This window comes from Photobacterium sp. NCIMB 13483 (genome assembly GCF_003025475.1).
GTDB lineage: Bacteria > Pseudomonadota > Gammaproteobacteria > Enterobacterales > Vibrionaceae > Photobacterium > Photobacterium piscicola.
In genome coordinates this window covers 30,441-50,491 of record NZ_PYLV01000018.1, presented here as the reverse complement: position 1 = coordinate 50,491, position 20,051 = coordinate 30,441, and the positions used below count along the sequence as shown (strand labels likewise).

The window sequence follows — 20,051 nt, the reverse complement described above, 5'->3', positions numbered from 1 at the left end:
GGATCATTATGAAATATTCACTTGGGCCATTACTCTATTTTTGGCCTCAGCATGATGTTGAAACCTTCTATCAACAAGCTAAGCATAGCAACGTTGATATTATTTATTTAGGGGAAACAGTATGCTCTAAGCGTCGCGCACTTAAAGCGGCACAATGGATTGATATTGCAAAAGATCTTGCCACCAATGGTAAGCAAGTCGTGCTATCAACCATGGCATTGCTAGAAGCCCCTAGCGAAGTTAACATCATGAAAAAATATATCGATAATGGCGACTTTATTGTAGAAGCTAACGATGTATCTGCTATTCAGTTAGCTTCACAAAACAAAGTTCCGTTTGTGGTTGGACCCGCCGTTAATTGCTATAACGCCCAAACGCTACAACTGTTTGTTAAACAAGGCATGACTCGCTGGTGTATGCCGGTAGAACTGTCTCGTGATTGGTTAAGTAATACGCTAACCGAATGTGAAAAACTGGGGATCCGCCAACAATTTGAAACTGAGGTCTTTAGTTATGGCTATCTACCATTAGCTTATTCTGCCCGCTGCTTTACTGCTCGTGCTGAAAATAAAGCCAAAGATGATTGCGAAACTTGCTGTATTAAATACCCGCAAGGGATCACAGTTAATAGCCAAGAAGATCAAAAAATCTTTACGCTTAATGGCATTCAAACTCAATCGGGTTACTGTTATAACTTGATTAATGATTTGAAAGGTATGAAAGACATGGTCGATGTGGTGCGATTAAGCCCAATGGGGTTAGACACGCTGACATTGATTGATGACTTCCGTGCTAATGAACAAGGTACGATTCGTCACCCGCTTGCGGATGGGCATCAATGTAATGGCTATTGGCATAATCTAGCAGGATTGGATATTCGCTAAAGGTTCGAGGTTCGAGGTTCGAGGTTCGAGGTTCGAAAAGAATAAAAATAGCCGCTAATGATAGCGGCTATTTTTATCGACATTATTTCACTGATGCACTTGGCGAAGGAGACGCCGCGGCTGCATTTTCTTCTGCTGTAAAAATACGATTTAGTTCTAATATAGAGAATCGATGTTCAACAAATTCATACACATTTCCCGCTAAAGCAAGCTTATATAACATCACCGCCGTTGGATAATCTTGTTTATTTTGATAGGTCTGTGCTAAATAAAAATACCCTTCCGTCAGTCGCAGTGCTAATTGTTGATTATCTTTACTCTGCTCGGCAATCTCGGTTAAGAACTGCTCTTCAGTGATCTCACCAAGATACATTCTAACGATCTGCCAACCCCAATCTTTTTTATCACTGACCGCATAACGTTGTTGAAGTAAGGTTCTAGCTTGCTCTGGCGTATATTTCAAATCATTAATGTATAACCAAATAACACGGTAAGGATCATTTATATTAAGCAGGTAATGAGGCAATAAATCTTCATTTGCAAGTGTATAACGTTCGCCATAATAAAGCGCTATACCACGATTTCGGTGAGCGTAAGGATGCTCAGGGGCTAAATCTAACGTTGAATCAAACGATTCATAAGCAGAATCAAACATGCCCATTTGAGTAAAAATCACCCCAGCTACATTAAATAAATCCGGCTGGTTTGGATTAATCGTGAGTGACTTATTAAAATCAAGTCGCGCCAAATCACGTAGACCTAAACTGTCATGCAACAAACCACGATCATAATAAATAGTGGCTAGTGTTGTTGGCGGAATATTGGGTTGTTGTAATATTTGTTCAATCCGTGCCAACTGAATCTGTTGTTGAAAATTAGCTTGATAAGGGACAGCCATCGGAGGCTGAGTCCATTGGGTTGGTGCTGTTGAACATCCACTGATAACCAGTGCAGTAGCAATTACAGCATATCGAATATGACGTATTATCAACTCAGTTCTCCCTGTGACATTAATGACGATCCAGCGTCTATGACAATATTTAGATCAAAAAAAGGGGCTATTAAGCCCCTTTATATCATGATATTAGCAAAACGCTTAGCCTTGTGGCTGTTCGTCTTGTGCAGGAGCTGCGGCTGGCGCTTCTACTGCTTCTTTCATGCTTAGACGGATACGGCCTTGACGGTCGATTTCAAGTACTTTAACTTGAACTTCTTGACCCATCTGTAGGTAATCAGACACTTTCTCTACACGATCTTGTGAGATTTGAGAGATGTGAACTAGACCTTCTTTAGTACCGATAACTGATACAAACGCACCGAAATCAACGATACGCATTACTTTACCAGTGTAAACACGGCCAACTTCAACATCAGCTGTGATTTCTTCGATACGACGGATTGCTTCTTGTGCAGCAGTACCTTCAGTCGCAGCGATCTTCACTGTACCATCATCTTCGATTTCGATTGTAGTACCAGTTTCTTCAGTAAGTGCACGGATAACTGCACCACCTTTACCGATAACATCTTTGATCTTCTCAGGGTTGATCTTCATCATGTGAATGCGAGGAGCAAACTGAGAGATCTCTTCACGAGGAGAGTTAATTGCATTATCCATTACGCTAAGGATGTGCTTACGCGCGCCTTTAGCTTGGTTAAGTGCAATTTCCATGATCTCTTTAGTGATACCTTCAATCTTGATATCCATCTGAAGTGCTGTGATACCGTCGTCAGTACCCGCAACTTTAAAGTCCATGTCACCTAGGTGATCTTCGTCACCAAGGATGTCAGAAAGAACAACGAAATCATCGCCTTCTTTCACAAGACCCATTGCGATACCCGCAACAGATGATTTGATTGGCACACCAGCATCCATAAGTGCTAGTGAAGTACCACATACAGAAGCCATTGAAGATGAACCGTTAGATTCAGTGATTTCTGATACTACACGTACTGTGTATGGGAATTCGTCAACAGATGGCATTACTGCAGCAATACCACGCTTCGCCAACTTACCGTGACCAATTTCACGACGCTTAGGCGAACCAACGAAACCAGTTTCACCTACACAGTATGGAGGGAAATTGTAGTGAAGAAGGAAGTGATCTTTCTTCTCACCCATGATGCTATCAATGATTTGTGCATCACGTTGTGTACCAAGCGTTGCCGTAACAAGTGCTTGTGTTTCACCACGAGTAAATAGTGAAGAACCGTGCGTACGTGGAAGTACACCAGTACGTACGTCTAGCGCACGAACCATGTCTTTTTCACGACCATCGATACGTGGAAGACCAGCAATGATGCGGCCACGTACAACTGTCTTCTCTAGATCGTGGAAGATAGTGTGGATTTCTTTTGCGTTTGCATCAACATCTTCAGCAAGAATCGCGTCGTTTACTTCAGCAGCAATCTCGTGGATGCGATCGTAACGCGCCATTTTTTCAGTGATTTGGTAAGCTTCAACCAGCTTAGCTTCAGCTAACTCAGCGATCTTAGTTTTAAGCGCTGTGTTCTCAGCAGGTGCAGCCCAATCCCAAGCAGGAGTTGCAACTTCAGCAGCAAACTCATTGATTGCATTGATAACAACTTGTTGTTGATCGTGACCGAAAACAACTGCTTGTAGCATTTGCTCTTCAGATAGACGATCAGCTTCTGATTCAACCATTAGCACTGCGTCTTTAGTACCAGCAACAACAAGATCTAGACGGCTTGCTTCTAGCTCTTCATTGCTTGGGTTAAGAACGAATTGATCGTTAATGTAACCAACACGTGCCGCACCGATAGGACCATTGAATGGAATACCAGAAATAGCAAGTGCTGCAGAAGTACCAATCATTGTAACCATATCAGGGTTAACAGCAGGGTTTACAGAAACCACTGTTGCAATAACTTGTACTTCGTTTTTGAAATCGTCAGGGAATAGCGGACGGATTGGACGGTCGATTAGACGTGCAGTCAGTGTTTCGCCTTCAGAAGGACGGCCTTCACGCTTGAAGAAACCACCAGGGATTTTACCTGCAGCGTAAGTACGCTCTTGGTAGTTTACTGTTAGCGGGAAGAAGTCTTGGCCTTCTACTGCTGTTTTCTTACCAACAACAGAAACGAACACTGAAGTGTCGTCCATGCTAACCATTACTGCAGCAGTCGCTTGACGTGCTATAACACCAGTCTCTAGAGTAACCGTGTGGTTACCGTACTGGAAAGTCTTTACGATAGGATTCACGTGAATTTCCTTAAATATATTCCGCTTTCTATTTGCAGGTCAATTATAACCAACACAAACATAAGCGTCATGTAATGATGTCCACTTTTGTAATGATTTACGTATCGCGACTAATGAAAGTTCTCATAATCAAGAAAAACTTTTATTAGCCGCGACCTGAAGGTCGAGGAAAACGACTCGCAAAGTCATAACAAGTGGAAATAGGCAGTTATTTACTCGGCACCCATCATATCTCTGCGAAAGCATTCATACAACAAACTTGAGCTTAACTCCGGTACAGATAGTAGACGAAATTATGAAAGATGACAGGGGGACGTATAAATAATAGCGGTATCTATAATAAAAAGAGCAGATAAAAAGAAAGGAGCCTAGGGCTCCTTTCTTAAAGCAATCTTAGCGACGTAGGCCTAGACGCTTGATCAAGTCTTGGTAACGATCTAGGTTTTTACCTTTAAGGTAATCTAGAAGCTTACGGCGACGAGAAACCATGCGTAGTAAACCGCGACGGCTGTGGTGGTCATGCTTGTGGTTAGCAAAGTGACCTTGAAGGTGGTTGATTTGCGCTGTTAAAAGTGCAACCTGAACTTCAGGAGAACCAGTATCATTTTCACATTGTGCGTAATCTGCAACGATTGCTGCTTTAGTTTCTGCATTCAGAGACATAACTCATTCCTAATACAAGATGTTTTAATTTGTGCCGCCAATCTCTGATTCAGCCGACACCCAAGCCGCGGATTATACTGATCAGCGGAACTAACTACAAGCGAATAATTAACCAGTTTTATTTTTAATCTCAAGCAACTCACACACAATAATCATGATGATTTCGTGTGCATAATAACGAGCGATCGGCTGGTATCATTATTGTTCTTGTTCGTTTGCCATTACTCGTTTTGGTGCCAACATGCCTTTTGCATCAATGGTACCAACACCAATAAACTCAGCAGTATCCCCAACGGTAATACGCACTAAAGTGCCTTCAGCGGGAACAACCTCGGCAGCAACAGGATTACCATGTAGTACATGCACAGCCGCTTCTGCTGTAATATTTACTGCTGGTAAATCTTGTACCGCAGTATCAGTTGGCAATAATAATGCATCTAATACTGTACCGGGTTCAATTTCATCCGCTATAGCTTGGTCAAGCATCGCCTGTAGCTGCTCAATCGTTACCATACGCTCATAAGGAAAGTTAGATACGCCAGTACGACGTAAGTAAGTCACATGAGCGCCACAACCTAGCATTTCACCAAGATCATCAACAATAGTACGAATGTATGTGCCTTTTGACACATGCAGTTCCATTTCAACTTCGTTGTTATCAAAGCGCAGTAACTCAACTGAATACACGGTAATCTTACGCGATTCACGAGGAATAGAAATTCCTTCACGCGCGTATTCATATAATTTACGGCCTTGATACTTTAATGCTGAGTACATCGATGGAATTTGATCAGTCGTGCCACGAAAGCTATCAATACAAGCTTCAAGTTGATCGCGTTCAACATTTACAGCGCGGGTTTCAACCACTTCACCATCAGAATCAGAGGTATCAGTACGCTCGCCTAATTTAGCAACCACACGATAACGCTTATCTGAATCTAATAAAAATTGTGAAAACTTGGTCGCTTCACCAAAACAAAGCGGTAACATGCCCGTCGCTAAAGGATCAAGCGCACCAGTATGGCCCGCTTTTTGTGCAAAAAAGATACGTTTCACTTTTTGCAGGGTATCGTTAGAACTAATGCCTGTTGGTTTATCAACCAAGATCACACCGTTAATTGGACGACCTTTACGACGACGTGCCATGTTTACTCCTCGCCTTTTTCTGCTTCGTCTTCATCACCACGACGATCTTCATCGTCACGTACCGCTTTAGATACTAGGTTTGAAATACGCATACCTTCAGTTAACGACTGATCGAAAATGAAGTTAAGTTCAGGTGTCACACGTAGGCGAATCTCTTTACCTAGTAGTGAACGGATGTAAGGTGCCATTTCACGTAATGCTTCTAAACTACCTTCAGCAGTTTGCTCACCAATTGGGAAAAACGTTACATAAATTTTGGCGTAGTTCATATCACGCGATACATCAACACTTGAAATAGTAGTCATTGCAATCGCAGGATCTTTGATCTCACGCTGTAAAATTACAGCCAATTCTTTTTGTAGCTGTTGCGCTACACGTTGGGTACGGCTAAATTCTTTTGCCATTTTCTTGCTCTCTCTAAGAATAATGCTCTTGAAAGAATGGGGAGCCGAAGCTCCCCATTATCATTATCATGTTGAAAAACAACTATCTACACTGATTATTAATCAAGTGTACGTTGGATTTCAATAATTTCGAATACTTCGATCTGGTCACCAACGCGAACGTCGTTGTAGTTCTTAACGCCGATACCACACTCGTAACCGTTCTTAACTTCAGGCACGTCATCTTTAAAGCGACGTAGTGACTCAAGCTCACCTTCGTAGATAACTACGTTTTCACGTAGAACACGAATAGGGTTGTTACGCTTAATAGTACCTTCAGTAACCATACAACCAGCGATTGCGCCGATCTTAGGTGACTTAAATACGTCACGTACTTCAGCAAGACCAATGATCTCTTGCTTGAACTCAGGAGACAACATTCCGCCCATCGCCGCTTTAACTTCGTCGATTAGTTGGTAGATGATTGAGTAGTAACGTAAGTCTAGGTTTTCATTTTCGATTGTTTGACGCGCAGACGCATCAGCACGAACGTTGAAACCAAGTACGATAGCGTTAGAAGCTGCTGCAAGTACTGCATCAGTTTCAGTGATTGCACCAACACCTGAACCTACAATGTTAACTTTAACTTCATCAGTTGAAAGTTTACGTAGTGAGTCAGCAATTGCTTCAACAGAACCTTGAACGTCAGCTTTAAGCACAACGTTTAGCTCAGCAACTTCACCAGCTTCCATGTTAGCAAACATGTTTTCTAGTTTAGATTTTTGTTGACGTGCTAGTTTAACATCACGGAATTTACCTTGACGGTAAAGTGCAACTTCACGTGCTTTACGCTCATCACGTACAACAGTCGCTTCGTCACCTGATGATGGAACACCAGAAAGACCAAGGATCTCAACAGGAATAGATGGACCTGCTGATTCAATTTCTTGACCTTGTTCGTTGCGCATTGCACGAATACGACCATGCATTAAGCCACAAAGAACGATATCGCCTTTACGCAACGTACCTTCTTGAACAAGTACAGTTGCAACAGGACCACGGCCTTTATCAAGACGTGATTCGATAACTACGCCAGATGCCATGCCTTCTTCAACTGCTGTTAGCTCAAGAATTTCTGACTGAAGTAGAATTGCTTCTAGTAGACCATCGATGTTAGTACCTTGTTTCGCAGAGATGTGAACAAACATGTTCTCACCGCCCCACTCTTCAGGCATAACGTCGTATTGAGCTAACTCATTCTTCACGTTGTCTGGGTTTGCATCTTCTTTATCGATCTTGTTTACCGCAACGATCAAAGGTACACCAGCCGCTTTTGCGTGCTGAATCGCTTCGATTGTTTGTGGCATTACGCCATCGTCTGCTGCAACTACAAGTACAACGATATCAGTCGCTTGAGCACCACGAGCACGCATAGCGGTAAACGCTGCGTGTCCAGGAGTATCAAGGAACGTGATCATGCCGTTTTCAGTTTCAACATGGTAAGCACCGATGTGCTGTGTAATACCACCTGCTTCGCCTGAAGCAACGTGTGCTTTACGAATGTAGTCAAGTGTTGATGTTTTACCGTGGTCAACGTGACCCATGATAGTAACAACAGGTGCACGAGAAACTTTCAGTAGGTCGTCTGCATTACGGTCAGAAAGCACAGCTTCTTCAAGCTCGTTTTCTTTACGTAGAATAACTTTGTGACCCATTTCTTCAGCAACTAGTGATGCAGTTTCTTGGTCAATGATTTGGTTGATAGTCGCCATAGCGCCCATCTTCATCATTACCTTGATAACTTCAACGCCTTTAACAGACATTTTGTTCGCTAGCTCAGCAACGGTAATCGTTTCACCGATAACAACATCTTGCTTAGCAACTTGTGCTGTTTTATCAAAACCATGCTGCATTGAAGCAGGTTTGTTCATTTGAGGCTTACCGCGACCACGTTGGTTACGACCGCCACGGCCACCACGTTCGTCTTGCTTAGCCGCTGGCTTTTTCTTTTTACGACGGCGAGAAGTTTCTTCTTTGCGGTCTTGTTCGTCTTCTGCAGCACGAGCATATGTTGATGTCGTTGTATGGTAATCAGATTTTTCCATACTTACTGCTTGCTCAGGTTTTATCCCGTTTTTCTCGTTCTGTTCTGCCATTTTGCGAGCCTCTTCTAGCTGACGCTGACTTTCTTCTTCGGCTTTTCGCTTGGCTTCCTCTTCCAGACGACGCTGTAGTACTTCAGCATCTAACTTAGCCTGTTTGTCAGCGACGATGCGCTTAGCTTTTTCGTCAGCTTTACGCTTATCCTGTTCGGTACGATTCGCTTTATCCTCAGCGTCACGCTTCAATTTCTGTTCTGCTTCACGCTCAGCAGTTTCTGTTGCCTTACGCTGCTCTTCAGCTTGACGTAATGCAGCTTCCTCTGCCTTACGTTTCGCTGCTTCTTCTGCGGCTTGGTGAGCAATCGTATCAGCTTCACGTTGCGCTTCAGCTTCTGCTTCGCGCTTAACAGCATCTTCTGCTGCACGTTGTTCATCCTCAAGTGCTGAACGTTTCACGTAGGTGCGCTTTTTGCGCACTTCTACTTGAACATTTTTGCTCTTACCACCGTTGCCAGAGACACTTAATGTACTACGTGTCTTGCGCTGCAGAGTCAGACGAGTTGGAGCGCCGTCAGTATTGCCGTCACTACCATGCTCCTTTTGGAGATGGTTAAGTAACGCCTGTTTTTCGGTTTGGCTTACATTTTCATCAACATTCTTAGCAATCCCAGCATCTGAAAGCTGTTGAAGTAAACGGTCAATTGGCGTACCAATTTCTTCCGCCAATGTTTTAACTGTAACCTCTGACATAATGCTCCTCCCTTGCTTTATTTTTTGATTACGCTTCGTCGCTGAACCAGCAAATATTACGCGCAGCCATAATTAGCTCACCCGCTTTTGCATCGTCCACGCCTTCAATGTCGGTCAAGTCATCAGTTCCTTGATCAGCAAGATCTTCAAGCGTACAAATACCTTTTGCTGCAAACTTAAACGCTAACTCACGCTCAAGACCTTCCAGACTTAATAAATCTTCTGCAGGTTCTACACCGTCAAGCGTTTCTTCTTTAGCAAGCGCTAATGTAGTCAATGCAGCTTTTGCACGGCTACGTAATTGCTCGATAGTCTCTTCATCAAGACCGTCAACATCCATTAATTCACTTAATGGAACGTAAGCAATTTCTTCTAGTGTAGTAAAGCCTTCTTCCACCAATACAGTTGCGAAGTCTTCATCAATATCAAGGTGCTTAGTAAACACTTCAATTGATGCTTGTGCTTCTGCTTGGTGTTTTTTCTGTAAGTCTTCAACTGTCATTACATTTAGTTCCCAGCCAGTAAGCTGTGATGCTAGACGTACGTTTTGACCGTTACGACCAATTGCTTGTGCCAGATTATCTTTCTGTACAGCAATATCCATTGTGTGGTTGTCTTCATCAACAATGATTGAATCAACTTCCGCTGGAGCCATTGCATTGATCACATATTGTGCAGCATTTTCATCCCACAATACGATATCAATACGCTCACCGCCAAGCTCACTAGAAACAGCTTGAACACGTGCGCCACGCATACCAACACACGCACCCACTGGGTCAATACGCTTATCGTTAGTTTTTACTGCGATTTTCGCACGAGAACCAGGATCGCGAGCTGCGCCCATAAGTTCAATCAGTTCTTCGCCCATTTCTGGCACTTCAATACGGAACAGCTCAGATAGCATCTCTGGCTTAGAACGCGTCATGAATAACTGGAAACCACGAGCTTCAGGTGCAACTTTGTACAATAGACCACGAACGCGGTCGCCTGGACGGAAGTTTTCACGAGGAAGTTGATCATCACGTTGGATGACTGCTTCTGCGTTGCTACCTAAATCAATGATTACTGCGTCACGATTTACTTTCTTAACAATACCAGTGATTAGCTCACCTTCGTTGTCAATAAACTGTGCCACAATTTGCTCACGCTCAGCTTCACGTACTTTTTGTACGATCACTTGCTTAGCTGTTTGTGTAGTAATACGGTCAAACGTTACAGATTGAATATCATCTTCAACATAATCGCCAACGGAGATTGTTGGATCTTCATACTGTGCCGCTTCTAACGTAATTTCAAGTGTTGGTTGAGTTACCTCTTCTACTGCTTTCCAACGACGGAAAGTTTCGAATTCACCTGTTTTACGATCGATAACAACACGAACTTCAATTTCTGCTTCGTGTTTCTTTTTAGTTGCTGTCGCTAATGCAATTTCAAGCGCTTCAAAAATACGCTCGCGAGGAACAGCTTTTTCGTTGGATACCGCTTCTACGACAGCCAAAATTTCTTTGTTCATTTCTAATGCCCCAATTTAGCGGTTAGAATTTTGGAACTAGGTTGGCCTTGGAGATATTGCTAAGTGCAAAGGACTCGTCATTGCCATCTACGTTAAGTGTGATCAGTTCGCCTTCAACAGCGACAATGTCACCTTTCCACTTACGACGGTTACCCATCGCCATTTTTAATACTAAGCTAACTTCATGACCAATAAATTGTTGGTAATGTGCAGCTTTGAAGAGTGGTCTTTCCAATCCAGGGGAAGACACTTCTAAGTGGTAAGCAACAGTAATAGGATCTTCAACATCCATTACTGCACTAATCTGGCGGCTCACTTCAGCACAACCGTCTACATTAATACCATTTTCATGGTCAATAAACACGCGAAGTGTGGAGTGTGCACCAGCACGGATAAACTCTAAACCAACAAGTTCAAAGCCAATAGCTTGAACAGAAGGCTCAAGTAAGTCGGTTAATTGTGTCTCTAAAGCTGTCAAGACAACCCCCCGGAAACAAAAAAAGGGCATAAAGCCCAGTAAATACCTGAATGGTCATGTTTCAGATAATAAAAAACCCCGAATACGGGGTTTTTTATTACTGGACCCTGATTACTAAGATCATGCAAGCAAGAGTCTCAGTAAGAAAACAAACATTCAAAAATAAGAATAGTCTATTTTCAGGAAAGTGGTTGCGGGGGCCGGATTTGAACCAACGACCTTCGGGTTATGAGCCCGACGAGCTACCAAGCTGCTCCACCCCGCGTCCGATTCTGAACAGAGTATACCGTTCAGATGTTACTATTACAAGTAACCAGTATAATGGTGCCGAGAAGGGGACTTGAACCCCTACACCTTGCGGCACTAGCACCTCATGCTAGCGTGTCTACCAATTTCACCATCTCGGCTAAATCTTTACTTACTGAGATTTTTCACTTGTTGCTGGTGTTGTTTCAGCAGTGTTCTCAGTCGTTTTTTCTGCTGCAACTACTTTATCAGTAGAGATTGCAGTCTTTGGTTGTTCAACAGTTTGTGTTGTAACTGGAGCCGAAAGGTCGTCCCAACCACTTGTTTCTGCTGATTTCTTAGTACTGATATTGCCAAGTACAAGACTAATCGCAAAGAAAATGATTGCACAAAGTGTTGTCATTCGAGTTAGAAAATTTCCTGAGCCGCTAGAGCCGAACAAAGTTCCTGATGCACCAGCCCCGAATGAAGCTCCCATATCTGCGCCTTTACCTTGTTGAATCATTACTAGGCCAATTACACCAAGCGCAGCGACAAGATAAATCACAAGTAGAATTTCGTACATGGGTTCCACCTATGGTAAAATTGCTATACCGACTTTGCTTTAGCAGTGCCAGCGCATTCCTCTTATCTAGAGAGCGAATGAATACTAGCGAAACCCTGTGACAGTGACAAGTAATATTTACTCAAAAAGTGAATATTCCGAACCACTTGCACAACATTTAGCCAAAAACAAAGTCATCAAAATAAAAAGGCTGACTATATTTTATTAGCCAGCCTTCACCGTTATTAATAACACTTAAAGAATTAAGCAGTTATCAACAATTGCACTTAGCAGTTTTCTTTTACTGCTGTTGCAATATCTAATGCATATTGCTTAACATCAACTGCATTTTGGCCTTCAACCATAACACGAATCAATGGCTCTGTGCCTGACTTACGTAATAATACGCGACCATTATCACCTAATTTTTTCTCAACTGCTTGAGTTGCAGCAATAACAGCAGCTGATTGTAATGGATCGCTTTCACCTTTAAAGCGAACATTTTCTAGCACTTGTGGGAACATTGTCATGCCATCACTCAGCTCTTTTAAGCTCATTTTGCTAGATACAATAGAAGCCATAACTTGTAGACCCGCTACAATACCGTCACCGGTTGTTACTTTATCAAGTAAAATAACGTGGCCAGAGTTTTCAGCACCAATTAGCCAGTTACTTTTGATTAGCTCTTCCATTACATAACGGTCACCCACTTTTGCACGTACAAAAGGAATGCCTAGATTTTTAAGTGCAACTTCCATGCCCATATTGGTCATTAATGTACCAACCACACCACCTTTTAGCTCACCACAACGTAATGCATCACGAGCAATGATGTAAGCGATCTGATCACCATCAACTTTATTACCTAGCTCGTCAACCATGATCACACGGTCACCATCACCATCAAGTGCAATACCAAAGTCAGCTTTTTCTGCTAATACTTTAGCTTGTAATGCAGCAACATCTGTTGCACCTACTTTATCATTAATATTGACACCGTTAGGCTCGCAACCAATAGTAATAATTTCAGCACCTAGTTCACTAAATACTTTAGGCGCAATATGGTAAGTTGCACCATGGGCACAATCGACAACAATCTTAAAACCTTCAAGGCTTAAATGATTAGGGAATGTGCCTTTACAGAACTCAATATAACGACCTGCCGCATCATCAATACGGTAAGCTTTACCTAATAATGCAGACTCAACACACGTTAATGGTTTTTCCATTTCAGCTTCAATTGCAGCTTCAACGTCATCGGGTAACTTTGTACCTTGCGCAGAGAAGAATTTGATGCCGTTATCGTGATAAGGGTTATGTGATGCAGAAATCACAATACCCGCTTCAGCACGGAACGTGCGAGTTAAATAAGCAACAGCGGGTGTTGGCATTGGACCAGTAAAAGCCGCTTTTAGACCTGCAGCTGCAAGGCCTGCTTCTAATGCAGACTCCAACATGTAACCTGAAATTCGAGTATCTTTACCGATTAATACTTTTTTAGTACCCGTTTGTGATAATACACGACCAGCCGCCCAACCCAATTTCATTACAAACTCAGGTGTAATCGGACCTTCACCAACAAAACCACGAATACCATCAGTACCAAAGAACTTACGTTCAGCCATTTTACACTCCTAGCTTTCTTTTTTATAAGTATATTGATTGTAATTAGCTTAGTGCTTTTTGTTACAATCATTCACTGTAATAAGGTTATATCTGCATTATTTAGAATAATTCATCACCATATTACAGACTTTAATAACATCAATTGTCTCTTGTACGTCATGAACTCGAATTATTTGCGCACCTTTCATTGCTGCAATCGTCGCACATGCCAGACTGCCAGCAACACACTCAACGGGAGGCTTATTTAATAATTTCGAAATCATTGACTTACGAGACATTCCCGCTAATAGCGGCAAGCCAAACTGATGAAACTGTTCAAGTTGTGCTAATAGTTGATAATTATGCGCCACTGTTTTACCAAATCCAAAACCAGGATCTAATATAAGCTGTTGACGAGTAATCCCATGCTGTTCACAAGCTTGAATCCGTTCAATCAAAAATTGATTAACGTCTACAATCAAATCGTCATAGTTTGGATCGGACTGCATTGTACGCGGTTGGCCTTGCATATGCATCAAGCATATAGGAACATTTGCTTGTGCCGCAGCGTCTAATGCACCTAAATCTTGTAATGCGCGAACATCATTAATTAAATCAGCCCCCGCATTAACCGCTTCAGTCATCACTTGCGCTTTACTAGTATCAATTGAAATCCAACAATCAAACCGTTGTCGAATTGCCTCTATTACTGGAATAACACGAGCCAGTTCCGTCTCAACATTAACATCAGCCGCCCCTGGTCGCGTCGATTCACCACCAATATCAATGATCGTCGTGCCAGCCTCAATCATAGCTTCAACATGACGTAATGCGTGATCTAACTGGTGATATTTACCGCCATCAGAAAAAGAATCTGGCGTAATATTAACAATCCCCATCACTTGAGGCGTTGTAAGATCAAGAATCTTACTTTTACTGATTAGTTGCATATTATGACTCCGCAAATTTCAACAAAAAAAAACCCCGACCTAAGTCAGGGTTTTCTATTTACTTAGCAATTATGCTCGAGGCGTACTATCTGTATCATCTTTCTCAGATAGCGCATCGATACCGTCGCCAACTGGCTCATCAGGAGCAAGTTCAGTTTCAGGTGCATTTCGCAACGTATCGCCATCATCACTCCAGCCTTTTGGTGCTCGAATTTCAGCTTTACGTTCCATTAAGTCATCAATCTGACCTGCGTCAATGGTTTCATATTTCATCAATGCATCTTTCATTGCATGCATGATATCCATATTATCAACCAAAATCTGACGTGCGCGTTGGTAGTTACGATCAATCAGAATACGAACTTCAGTATCAATCAGCTTCGCTGTGTCATCAGACATATGCTTACTTTGTGTTACTGAACGACCAAGGAATACTTCACCTTCGTCTTCTGCGTACAATAATGGACCTAACTTGTCAGAGAAGCCCCACTGAGTCACCATCTTACGTGCAATATCAGTAGCGCGTTCAATGTCGTTTGATGCACCTGTTGATACTTTCTCACGACCATAGATAAGTTCTTCAGCCAGACGACCACCGTAAAGACTTGAAATCATAGATTCTAAGAATTCACGAGAATGACTTACACGATCTTGTTCAGGTAAGTACATTGTCACACCTAACGCACGACCACGTGGAATAATGGATACTTTGTACACAGGATCGTGATCCGGTACTAAGCGACCAATAATTGCGTGACCGGCTTCATGGTATGCCGTTGATGCTTTCTGATCTTCAGACATCACCATTGACTTACGCTCTGCGCCCATCATGATTTTGTCTTTTGCTAGTTCAAATTCAACCATTGAAACAGTGCGCTTATCACCACGAGCAGCAAACAACGCAGCTTCGTTAACAAGGTTTGCAAGATCGGCACCAGAGAAACCTGGTGTACCACGTGCAATCAATGATGGATTCACATCACCGTCTAGCGGTACTTTACGCATGTGAACTTTAAGAATCTGCTCACGACCACGTACATCTGGAAGACCAACAACAACTTGGCGGTCGAAACGGCCAGGACGAAGTAAAGCTGGGTCAAGTACATCGGGACGGTTAGTTGCGGCAATAACGATAATACCTTCATTACCTTCAAAGCCATCCATTTCAACCAGCATTTGGTTTAGTGTTTGTTCACGTTCATCATGACCACCACCAACACCAGCACCACGTTGACGACCTACAGCATCGATTTCATCGATAAAGATAATACAAGGCGCTGCTTTCTTCGCTTGTTCAAACATATCACGGACACGGGATGCACCCACACCGACAAACATTTCAACAAAGTCAGAACCAGAGATAGTAAAGAACGGTACTTTAGCTTCACCAGCAATCGCTTTTGCTAATAAAGTTTTACCCGTACCAGGAGGACCAACCATCAACACACCTGTTGGGATTTTACCACCTAGCTTTTGGAAACGGCTTGGATCACGTAAGTAATCAACCAATTCTTTAACGTCTTCTTTAGCTTCATCACAACCCGCTACATCAGCAAAGGTTGTTTTGATTTGGTCTTCACCCATCATACGTGCTTTAGATTTACCGAACGACATGGCACCTTTGCCACCACCGCCCTGCATCTGACGCATAAAGAAGATCCAAACACCAATTAGTAACAACATTGGGAACCACGAAATGAAGATTGAAGCTAAAAGGCTTGGTTCTTCAGGAGGTGTACCCGCAACAGCTACATTTGCGTTAATTAAATCGTCTAACAGTTTAGGATCATTTGCGACAGGTAAGTATGTTACATAGCTCGCATTATCACGTTTGGTTACAGTGATTTCACGATCATTGAATCGTACTTCCTTTATCTGATCCTGACCGATTTGACGGACAAATGTCGTATAATCGACTTGGCCTTTGGTACTATTACTATTGGTTCCGAAACTCTGGAATACAGACATAAGAACAACAGCAATGACCAGCCATAAAATCAAGTTTTTTGCCATGTCACTCAAGGTGTTAACCTCGCGATAACTAAAAGATGAATGTAGATTACTACAGTTTGTAACCTGTAGCCACAATATAGACTTCACGCGAACGATCTCGCGAGGAATCTGGTTTACGAATTTTGACCACTTTAAACATGCTACGAATATCAGCGAGATATTGGTCAAAGCCTTCGCCTTGGAAAACTTTTACCGTAAAACTGCCATTCGGTGCAAGTACTTGTCGACACATATCTAATGCAAGTTCAACAAGGTACATAGCTCGAGGTTGGTCGGATGCAAGATTACCACTCATATTAGGTGCCATATCAGACATTACCACATCGACCATTTCTGGTTTAATGCGTGCCAATAAAGCATCTAATACTGCTTCTTCACGGAAATCACCTTGAAGGAAACTAACTCCAGGTAGTGAATCCATTGGTAAAATATCACAAGCGATGACCTGTCCATCATCACCTACAATTTCTGCCGCATACTGTGACCAACCACCAGGTGCAGCACCAAGGTCAACTACAGTCATGCCAGGTTTTAATAATTTATCTTTATTTTGAATTTCTTCAATTTTAAAGAAAGCACGAGAACGATAACCTCGTTTCTGCGCTTCTTGTACATATTTATCGTCAAAATGTTCTTTTAACCACCGGCCGGAGCTAGCGGATTGTTTTTTTCTACTCATGCTAAACCTAATGCGTTGCCATACTTAGTAAGTATACGTCGGCTAAAGACTTTATCGCACCTAATTCACTAGATTGCGCCCTAAAAATGTGCAGTGCAACATAATCACTGTAAATTTTCCGACTCTCATCTATTAAACAAATTAGTCTTCTAGACTAGATGGCGGTAGAATGTCGCGTTTTCAACCCTTGTAACTAAAAAAATAGAGTCATCATGAATCTAAGCACAAAACAAAAGCAATTCTTAAAAGGTCTAGCTCACAACCTAAAACCTGTTGTTCTTATGGGTGCGAATGGTCTTACTGAAGCAGTATTAGCCGAAATCGACCTTGCTCTAAACCACCACGAACTGATTAAAGTAAAAGTAGCGTCTGAAGATCGTGAAACTAAACTTTTAATCGTTGATGCTATTATTCGCGAAACTAAAGCGGAAAAAGTACAAGTGATTGGTAAAACTTTAGTGATTTACCGCCAAAGCGAAGATCGTAAAATCGAACTTCCTCGCAAATAAAAAAGGCCGCCTAGCGGCCTTTTTTATTGCTGTCGTTGGCAATAATTTCTTTTTGCTAACGACAAACTCTACCGTTATTAATAAGTTAACGCTTATTTGTCAAACATAGTCTATATTTTTAGTTACGACAAACAGCAATTAATTATTAAACGTATTGTACATCCATGATTTCAAATTCTTTTAAACCACCTGGGGTTGTAATTTGAACTTCATCACCGACTAATTTACCAATTAAACCGCGTGCAATCGGTGAGTTTACTGATATCAAGTTTTGCTTAATATCGGCCTCATCATCACCCACGATACAATATGTCATTTCTTTATCACTATCTAAATCTAATAGTTTGATAGTCGTACCAAAAATAACTTTGCCCGTATTCGCTAATGTTGTTACATCAATCACTTGAGCAACAGATAGTTTGTATTCAATATCACGAATTTGCGCTTCACAAATACCCTGTTCTTCACGTGCAGCATGGTACTCAGCGTTTTCCTTTAAGTCACCAAGTTCGCGAGCTTCAGCAATTGCTTGAGAAATCAGCGGACGACGCTTCAATAACACCTCAAGTTCTTTTAGTAGCTTCTGTTCACCGCGAACAGTCATTGGTACTTTTTCCATAAATAAATAGCCTCTGTAACCTGATAGCGCTCGCCAATTTCAGGTAAAAATAGTCAACCTAACATTGAGCTAGCCTGACAGAATAAAAATGATTTGGTTTATTTTAAACAAAGATGACCCAGAGATCATCATTGATAAATGATAATCCGCATTTAACTGTTATTTATCGACGAATTATTTTGTTATACCGCGATTAAAACACCAAAGCTGAATATTGACGATAATAATAATCAGTATTTATTTGTTGTTAGCGCTTACTATCCCTTCTGGCTTTATCTCTAAATACAAAAAAGACACCTTGCTTAATCAACATTAAAAAGCGCGTCAAATCACACTATTTGAAATAAAAATATTTTTTTTAAGCATAAAAAATATATTAATTTCTAAATAGAGCTAAAATATAAAAAATAATTAGAACTTTTACTTATTATAATAACACACTGATTAATAAAATAATAAACGACAAAAAAAACCTAAAAATGCTGCATGTAAACTATTTTTCAGTTTTTTTTACTAACATATTATCAATGACACAAGTAAAAAGAACGCCATAGCATTCAGCATCGAAATGCAACTTATAAAAAAACTATATATAAAGGATTCGGCAATGAACAAGAACCTAATTGCTCTAGCAGTAGCAGCAGCGACTTTCTCTGGCGCAGCATCAGCAGCAACAGTTTATTCAGACGACACTTCTAGCCTAGCTATCGGCGGCCGTGTAGAAGCTCGCGCTCAAGGCTTAAATGGTAATATTCAAGATACTTCACGTGTTCGTGCAAACATCGATGCAAAAACAAAAATCAACGATGACCTTACTGCACTTGGTTTCTGGGAACGTGAATACAAAACAGACCAATCAGCAACTGATGGCGAACATAACGACAGCAACTCAGCTGATGGCGAAACTGATTACAACCGTTACCTATATGTAGGTGTTAAGAGCAACACTTATGGCCAAATCGTTTACGGTAAGGCTGACGGCTCTCTAGGTATGCTAACTGACTTTACCGATATCATGGAATACTATGGTAACGAAGCAGGTAATAAAATTGCGGCTGCTGACCGTACATCAAACAACCTAGCTTACACAGGTACTTTCGGTGGTTTAACTGTTAAAGCTAACTACGTTGCTAATGGTAAAACTGACGATAGCCAGAAAAATACTACTGGTTATTCTGTTGCAACTAAATATGATTTCAATAACGGTCTAGCTATGGGTGTTGGTTACGGCCAACAGAAAAACCAAGGCGACAACATTCAAAACAATCTAGATGCAAACCAAACTTTCGCATCAGTATCTTACACTATGGGTGATTTATACGTTGCTGGTCTATACCAATACGCACGTAACGTAGGTTACTTATATTCAGCAGACGATGCTACAAATACTGATTACCAAGGTTTCTCTCTAGCTTCTGCTTACACAATCAATAAAGTTGTTCTACGTTCTACATATAACTTTATGGAAAACACAGATTCAAACAACAAGATGGCAAATGCGCTAGACTTTGATGCTACCTACTTCTTTACTCCTAACTTCCGCGCTTACGCAGGTTACACTATTAACCTACTAAACAAAGCAAATGCAGAGAAGATTACAGCAAATCCTTCAGCATCTCTATATGACGACCAATTCGCTCTAGGTGCTCGTTACGACTTCTAATTTTAATAATTAAAAGTGTACTAAAAAAGCGTCGACTTCGGTCGGCGCTTTTTGTTATTTAATCGTAACTGAACACTTAGG

General features: G+C 41.6%; 17 protein-coding genes and 2 tRNA genes. 3 read left to right on the top strand and 16 right to left on the bottom strand.

What is annotated here, in order from left to right; all coding sequences use genetic code 11:
* Positions 1-8 precede the first annotated feature (8 nt).
* Positions 9-884 carry a U32 family peptidase gene (locus tag C9I86_RS14005; protein WP_080158447.1) on the top strand — a complete coding sequence of 292 codons (876 nt, stop codon included), beginning with the start codon at positions 9-11 and terminating at the stop codon, positions 882-884.
* 82 nt (positions 885-966) lie between these two features.
* Here the strand turns inward: C9I86_RS14005 and nlpI are convergent, their stop codons facing one another.
* The 15 genes from nlpI to rlmE form a co-directional block, all read right to left on the bottom strand.
* Positions 967-1,875, bottom strand: coding sequence for a lipoprotein NlpI (gene nlpI, locus C9I86_RS14000; RefSeq protein WP_199190799.1), 909 nt, complete (start codon positions 1,873-1,875; stop codon positions 967-969).
* Positions 1,876-1,980: 105 nt separating this feature from the next.
* Positions 1,981-4,104 (bottom strand): polyribonucleotide nucleotidyltransferase, encoded by a 2,124-nt coding sequence (gene pnp / locus C9I86_RS13995; protein WP_080158448.1) that lies wholly within the window; start codon positions 4,102-4,104, stop codon positions 1,981-1,983.
* A gap of 393 nt (positions 4,105-4,497) precedes the next feature.
* Positions 4,498-4,767: a 30S ribosomal protein S15 gene (gene rpsO / locus C9I86_RS13990; protein ID WP_006646210.1), complete on the bottom strand. Its 270-nt coding sequence runs from the start codon at positions 4,765-4,767 to the stop codon at positions 4,498-4,500.
* Between the two features lie 198 nt (positions 4,768-4,965).
* Positions 4,966-5,913: a tRNA pseudouridine(55) synthase TruB gene (truB, locus tag C9I86_RS13985; protein ID WP_080158449.1), complete on the bottom strand. Its 948-nt coding sequence runs from the start codon at positions 5,911-5,913 to the stop codon at positions 4,966-4,968.
* A 2-nt stretch (positions 5,914-5,915) separates the two neighbouring features.
* A complete protein-coding gene (gene rbfA / locus C9I86_RS13980) occupies positions 5,916-6,317 on the bottom strand; it encodes a 30S ribosome-binding factor RbfA (RefSeq protein WP_080158450.1) in 402 nt (133 codons plus the stop codon).
* Positions 6,318-6,415: 98 nt separating this feature from the next.
* Positions 6,416-9,148 carry a translation initiation factor IF-2 gene (gene infB, locus C9I86_RS13975; RefSeq protein WP_107276694.1) on the bottom strand — a complete coding sequence of 911 codons (2,733 nt, stop codon included), beginning with the start codon at positions 9,146-9,148 and terminating at the stop codon, positions 6,416-6,418.
* 28 nt (positions 9,149-9,176) lie between these two features.
* Positions 9,177-10,664, bottom strand: coding sequence for a transcription termination factor NusA (gene nusA, locus C9I86_RS13970; RefSeq protein WP_080158452.1), 1,488 nt, complete (start codon positions 10,662-10,664; stop codon positions 9,177-9,179).
* 22 nt (positions 10,665-10,686) lie between these two features.
* Entirely contained in the window at positions 10,687-11,142 is a 456-nt protein-coding gene (gene rimP / locus C9I86_RS13965; RefSeq protein ID WP_080158453.1) for a ribosome maturation factor RimP, read from the bottom strand.
* 188 nt (positions 11,143-11,330) lie between these two features.
* Positions 11,331-11,407, bottom strand: a tRNA-Met gene (locus C9I86_RS13960).
* A 57-nt stretch (positions 11,408-11,464) separates the two neighbouring features.
* Positions 11,465-11,549: transfer RNA gene (locus C9I86_RS13955), tRNA-Leu, on the bottom strand.
* A gap of 11 nt (positions 11,550-11,560) precedes the next feature.
* Positions 11,561-11,953 (bottom strand): preprotein translocase subunit SecG, encoded by a 393-nt coding sequence (secG, locus tag C9I86_RS13950; protein ID WP_080158454.1) that lies wholly within the window; start codon positions 11,951-11,953, stop codon positions 11,561-11,563.
* A gap of 266 nt (positions 11,954-12,219) precedes the next feature.
* Positions 12,220-13,557 (bottom strand): phosphoglucosamine mutase, encoded by a 1,338-nt coding sequence (glmM, locus tag C9I86_RS13945; RefSeq protein WP_107276693.1) that lies wholly within the window; start codon positions 13,555-13,557, stop codon positions 12,220-12,222.
* A 96-nt stretch (positions 13,558-13,653) separates the two neighbouring features.
* A complete protein-coding gene (gene folP / locus C9I86_RS13940) occupies positions 13,654-14,487 on the bottom strand; it encodes a dihydropteroate synthase (protein ID WP_080158456.1) in 834 nt (277 codons plus the stop codon).
* Positions 14,488-14,556: 69 nt separating this feature from the next.
* Entirely contained in the window at positions 14,557-16,500 is a 1,944-nt protein-coding gene (ftsH, locus tag C9I86_RS13935) for an ATP-dependent zinc metalloprotease FtsH (RefSeq protein ID WP_080158457.1), read from the bottom strand.
* A gap of 49 nt (positions 16,501-16,549) precedes the next feature.
* Complete coding sequence (gene rlmE / locus C9I86_RS13930; protein WP_080158458.1) at positions 16,550-17,179, bottom strand: 23S rRNA (uridine(2552)-2'-O)-methyltransferase RlmE; 630 nt, start codon at positions 17,177-17,179, stop codon at positions 16,550-16,552.
* Between the two features lie 212 nt (positions 17,180-17,391).
* Between rlmE and yhbY the strand changes: the two genes are divergently transcribed.
* Positions 17,392-17,688, top strand: a complete 297-nt coding sequence (gene yhbY / locus C9I86_RS13925; protein ID WP_107276692.1) for a ribosome assembly RNA-binding protein YhbY — start codon at positions 17,392-17,394, stop codon at positions 17,686-17,688.
* A 145-nt stretch (positions 17,689-17,833) separates the two neighbouring features.
* On the opposite strand, the gene greA is transcribed toward yhbY, so the two are convergent.
* On the bottom strand, positions 17,834-18,307 hold the full coding sequence (greA, locus tag C9I86_RS13920) for a transcription elongation factor GreA (protein ID WP_080158460.1): 474 nt from the start codon (positions 18,305-18,307) through the stop codon (positions 17,834-17,836).
* 607 nt (positions 18,308-18,914) lie between these two features.
* On the opposite strand from greA, the gene C9I86_RS13915 reads away from it, so the two are divergent.
* The gene (locus C9I86_RS13915) at positions 18,915-19,970 is read left to right on the top strand and encodes a porin (protein WP_045036065.1); all 1,056 of its coding nucleotides are present in this window, start codon (positions 18,915-18,917) and stop codon (positions 19,968-19,970) included.
* The last annotated feature ends 81 nt before the right edge of the window (positions 19,971-20,051 follow it).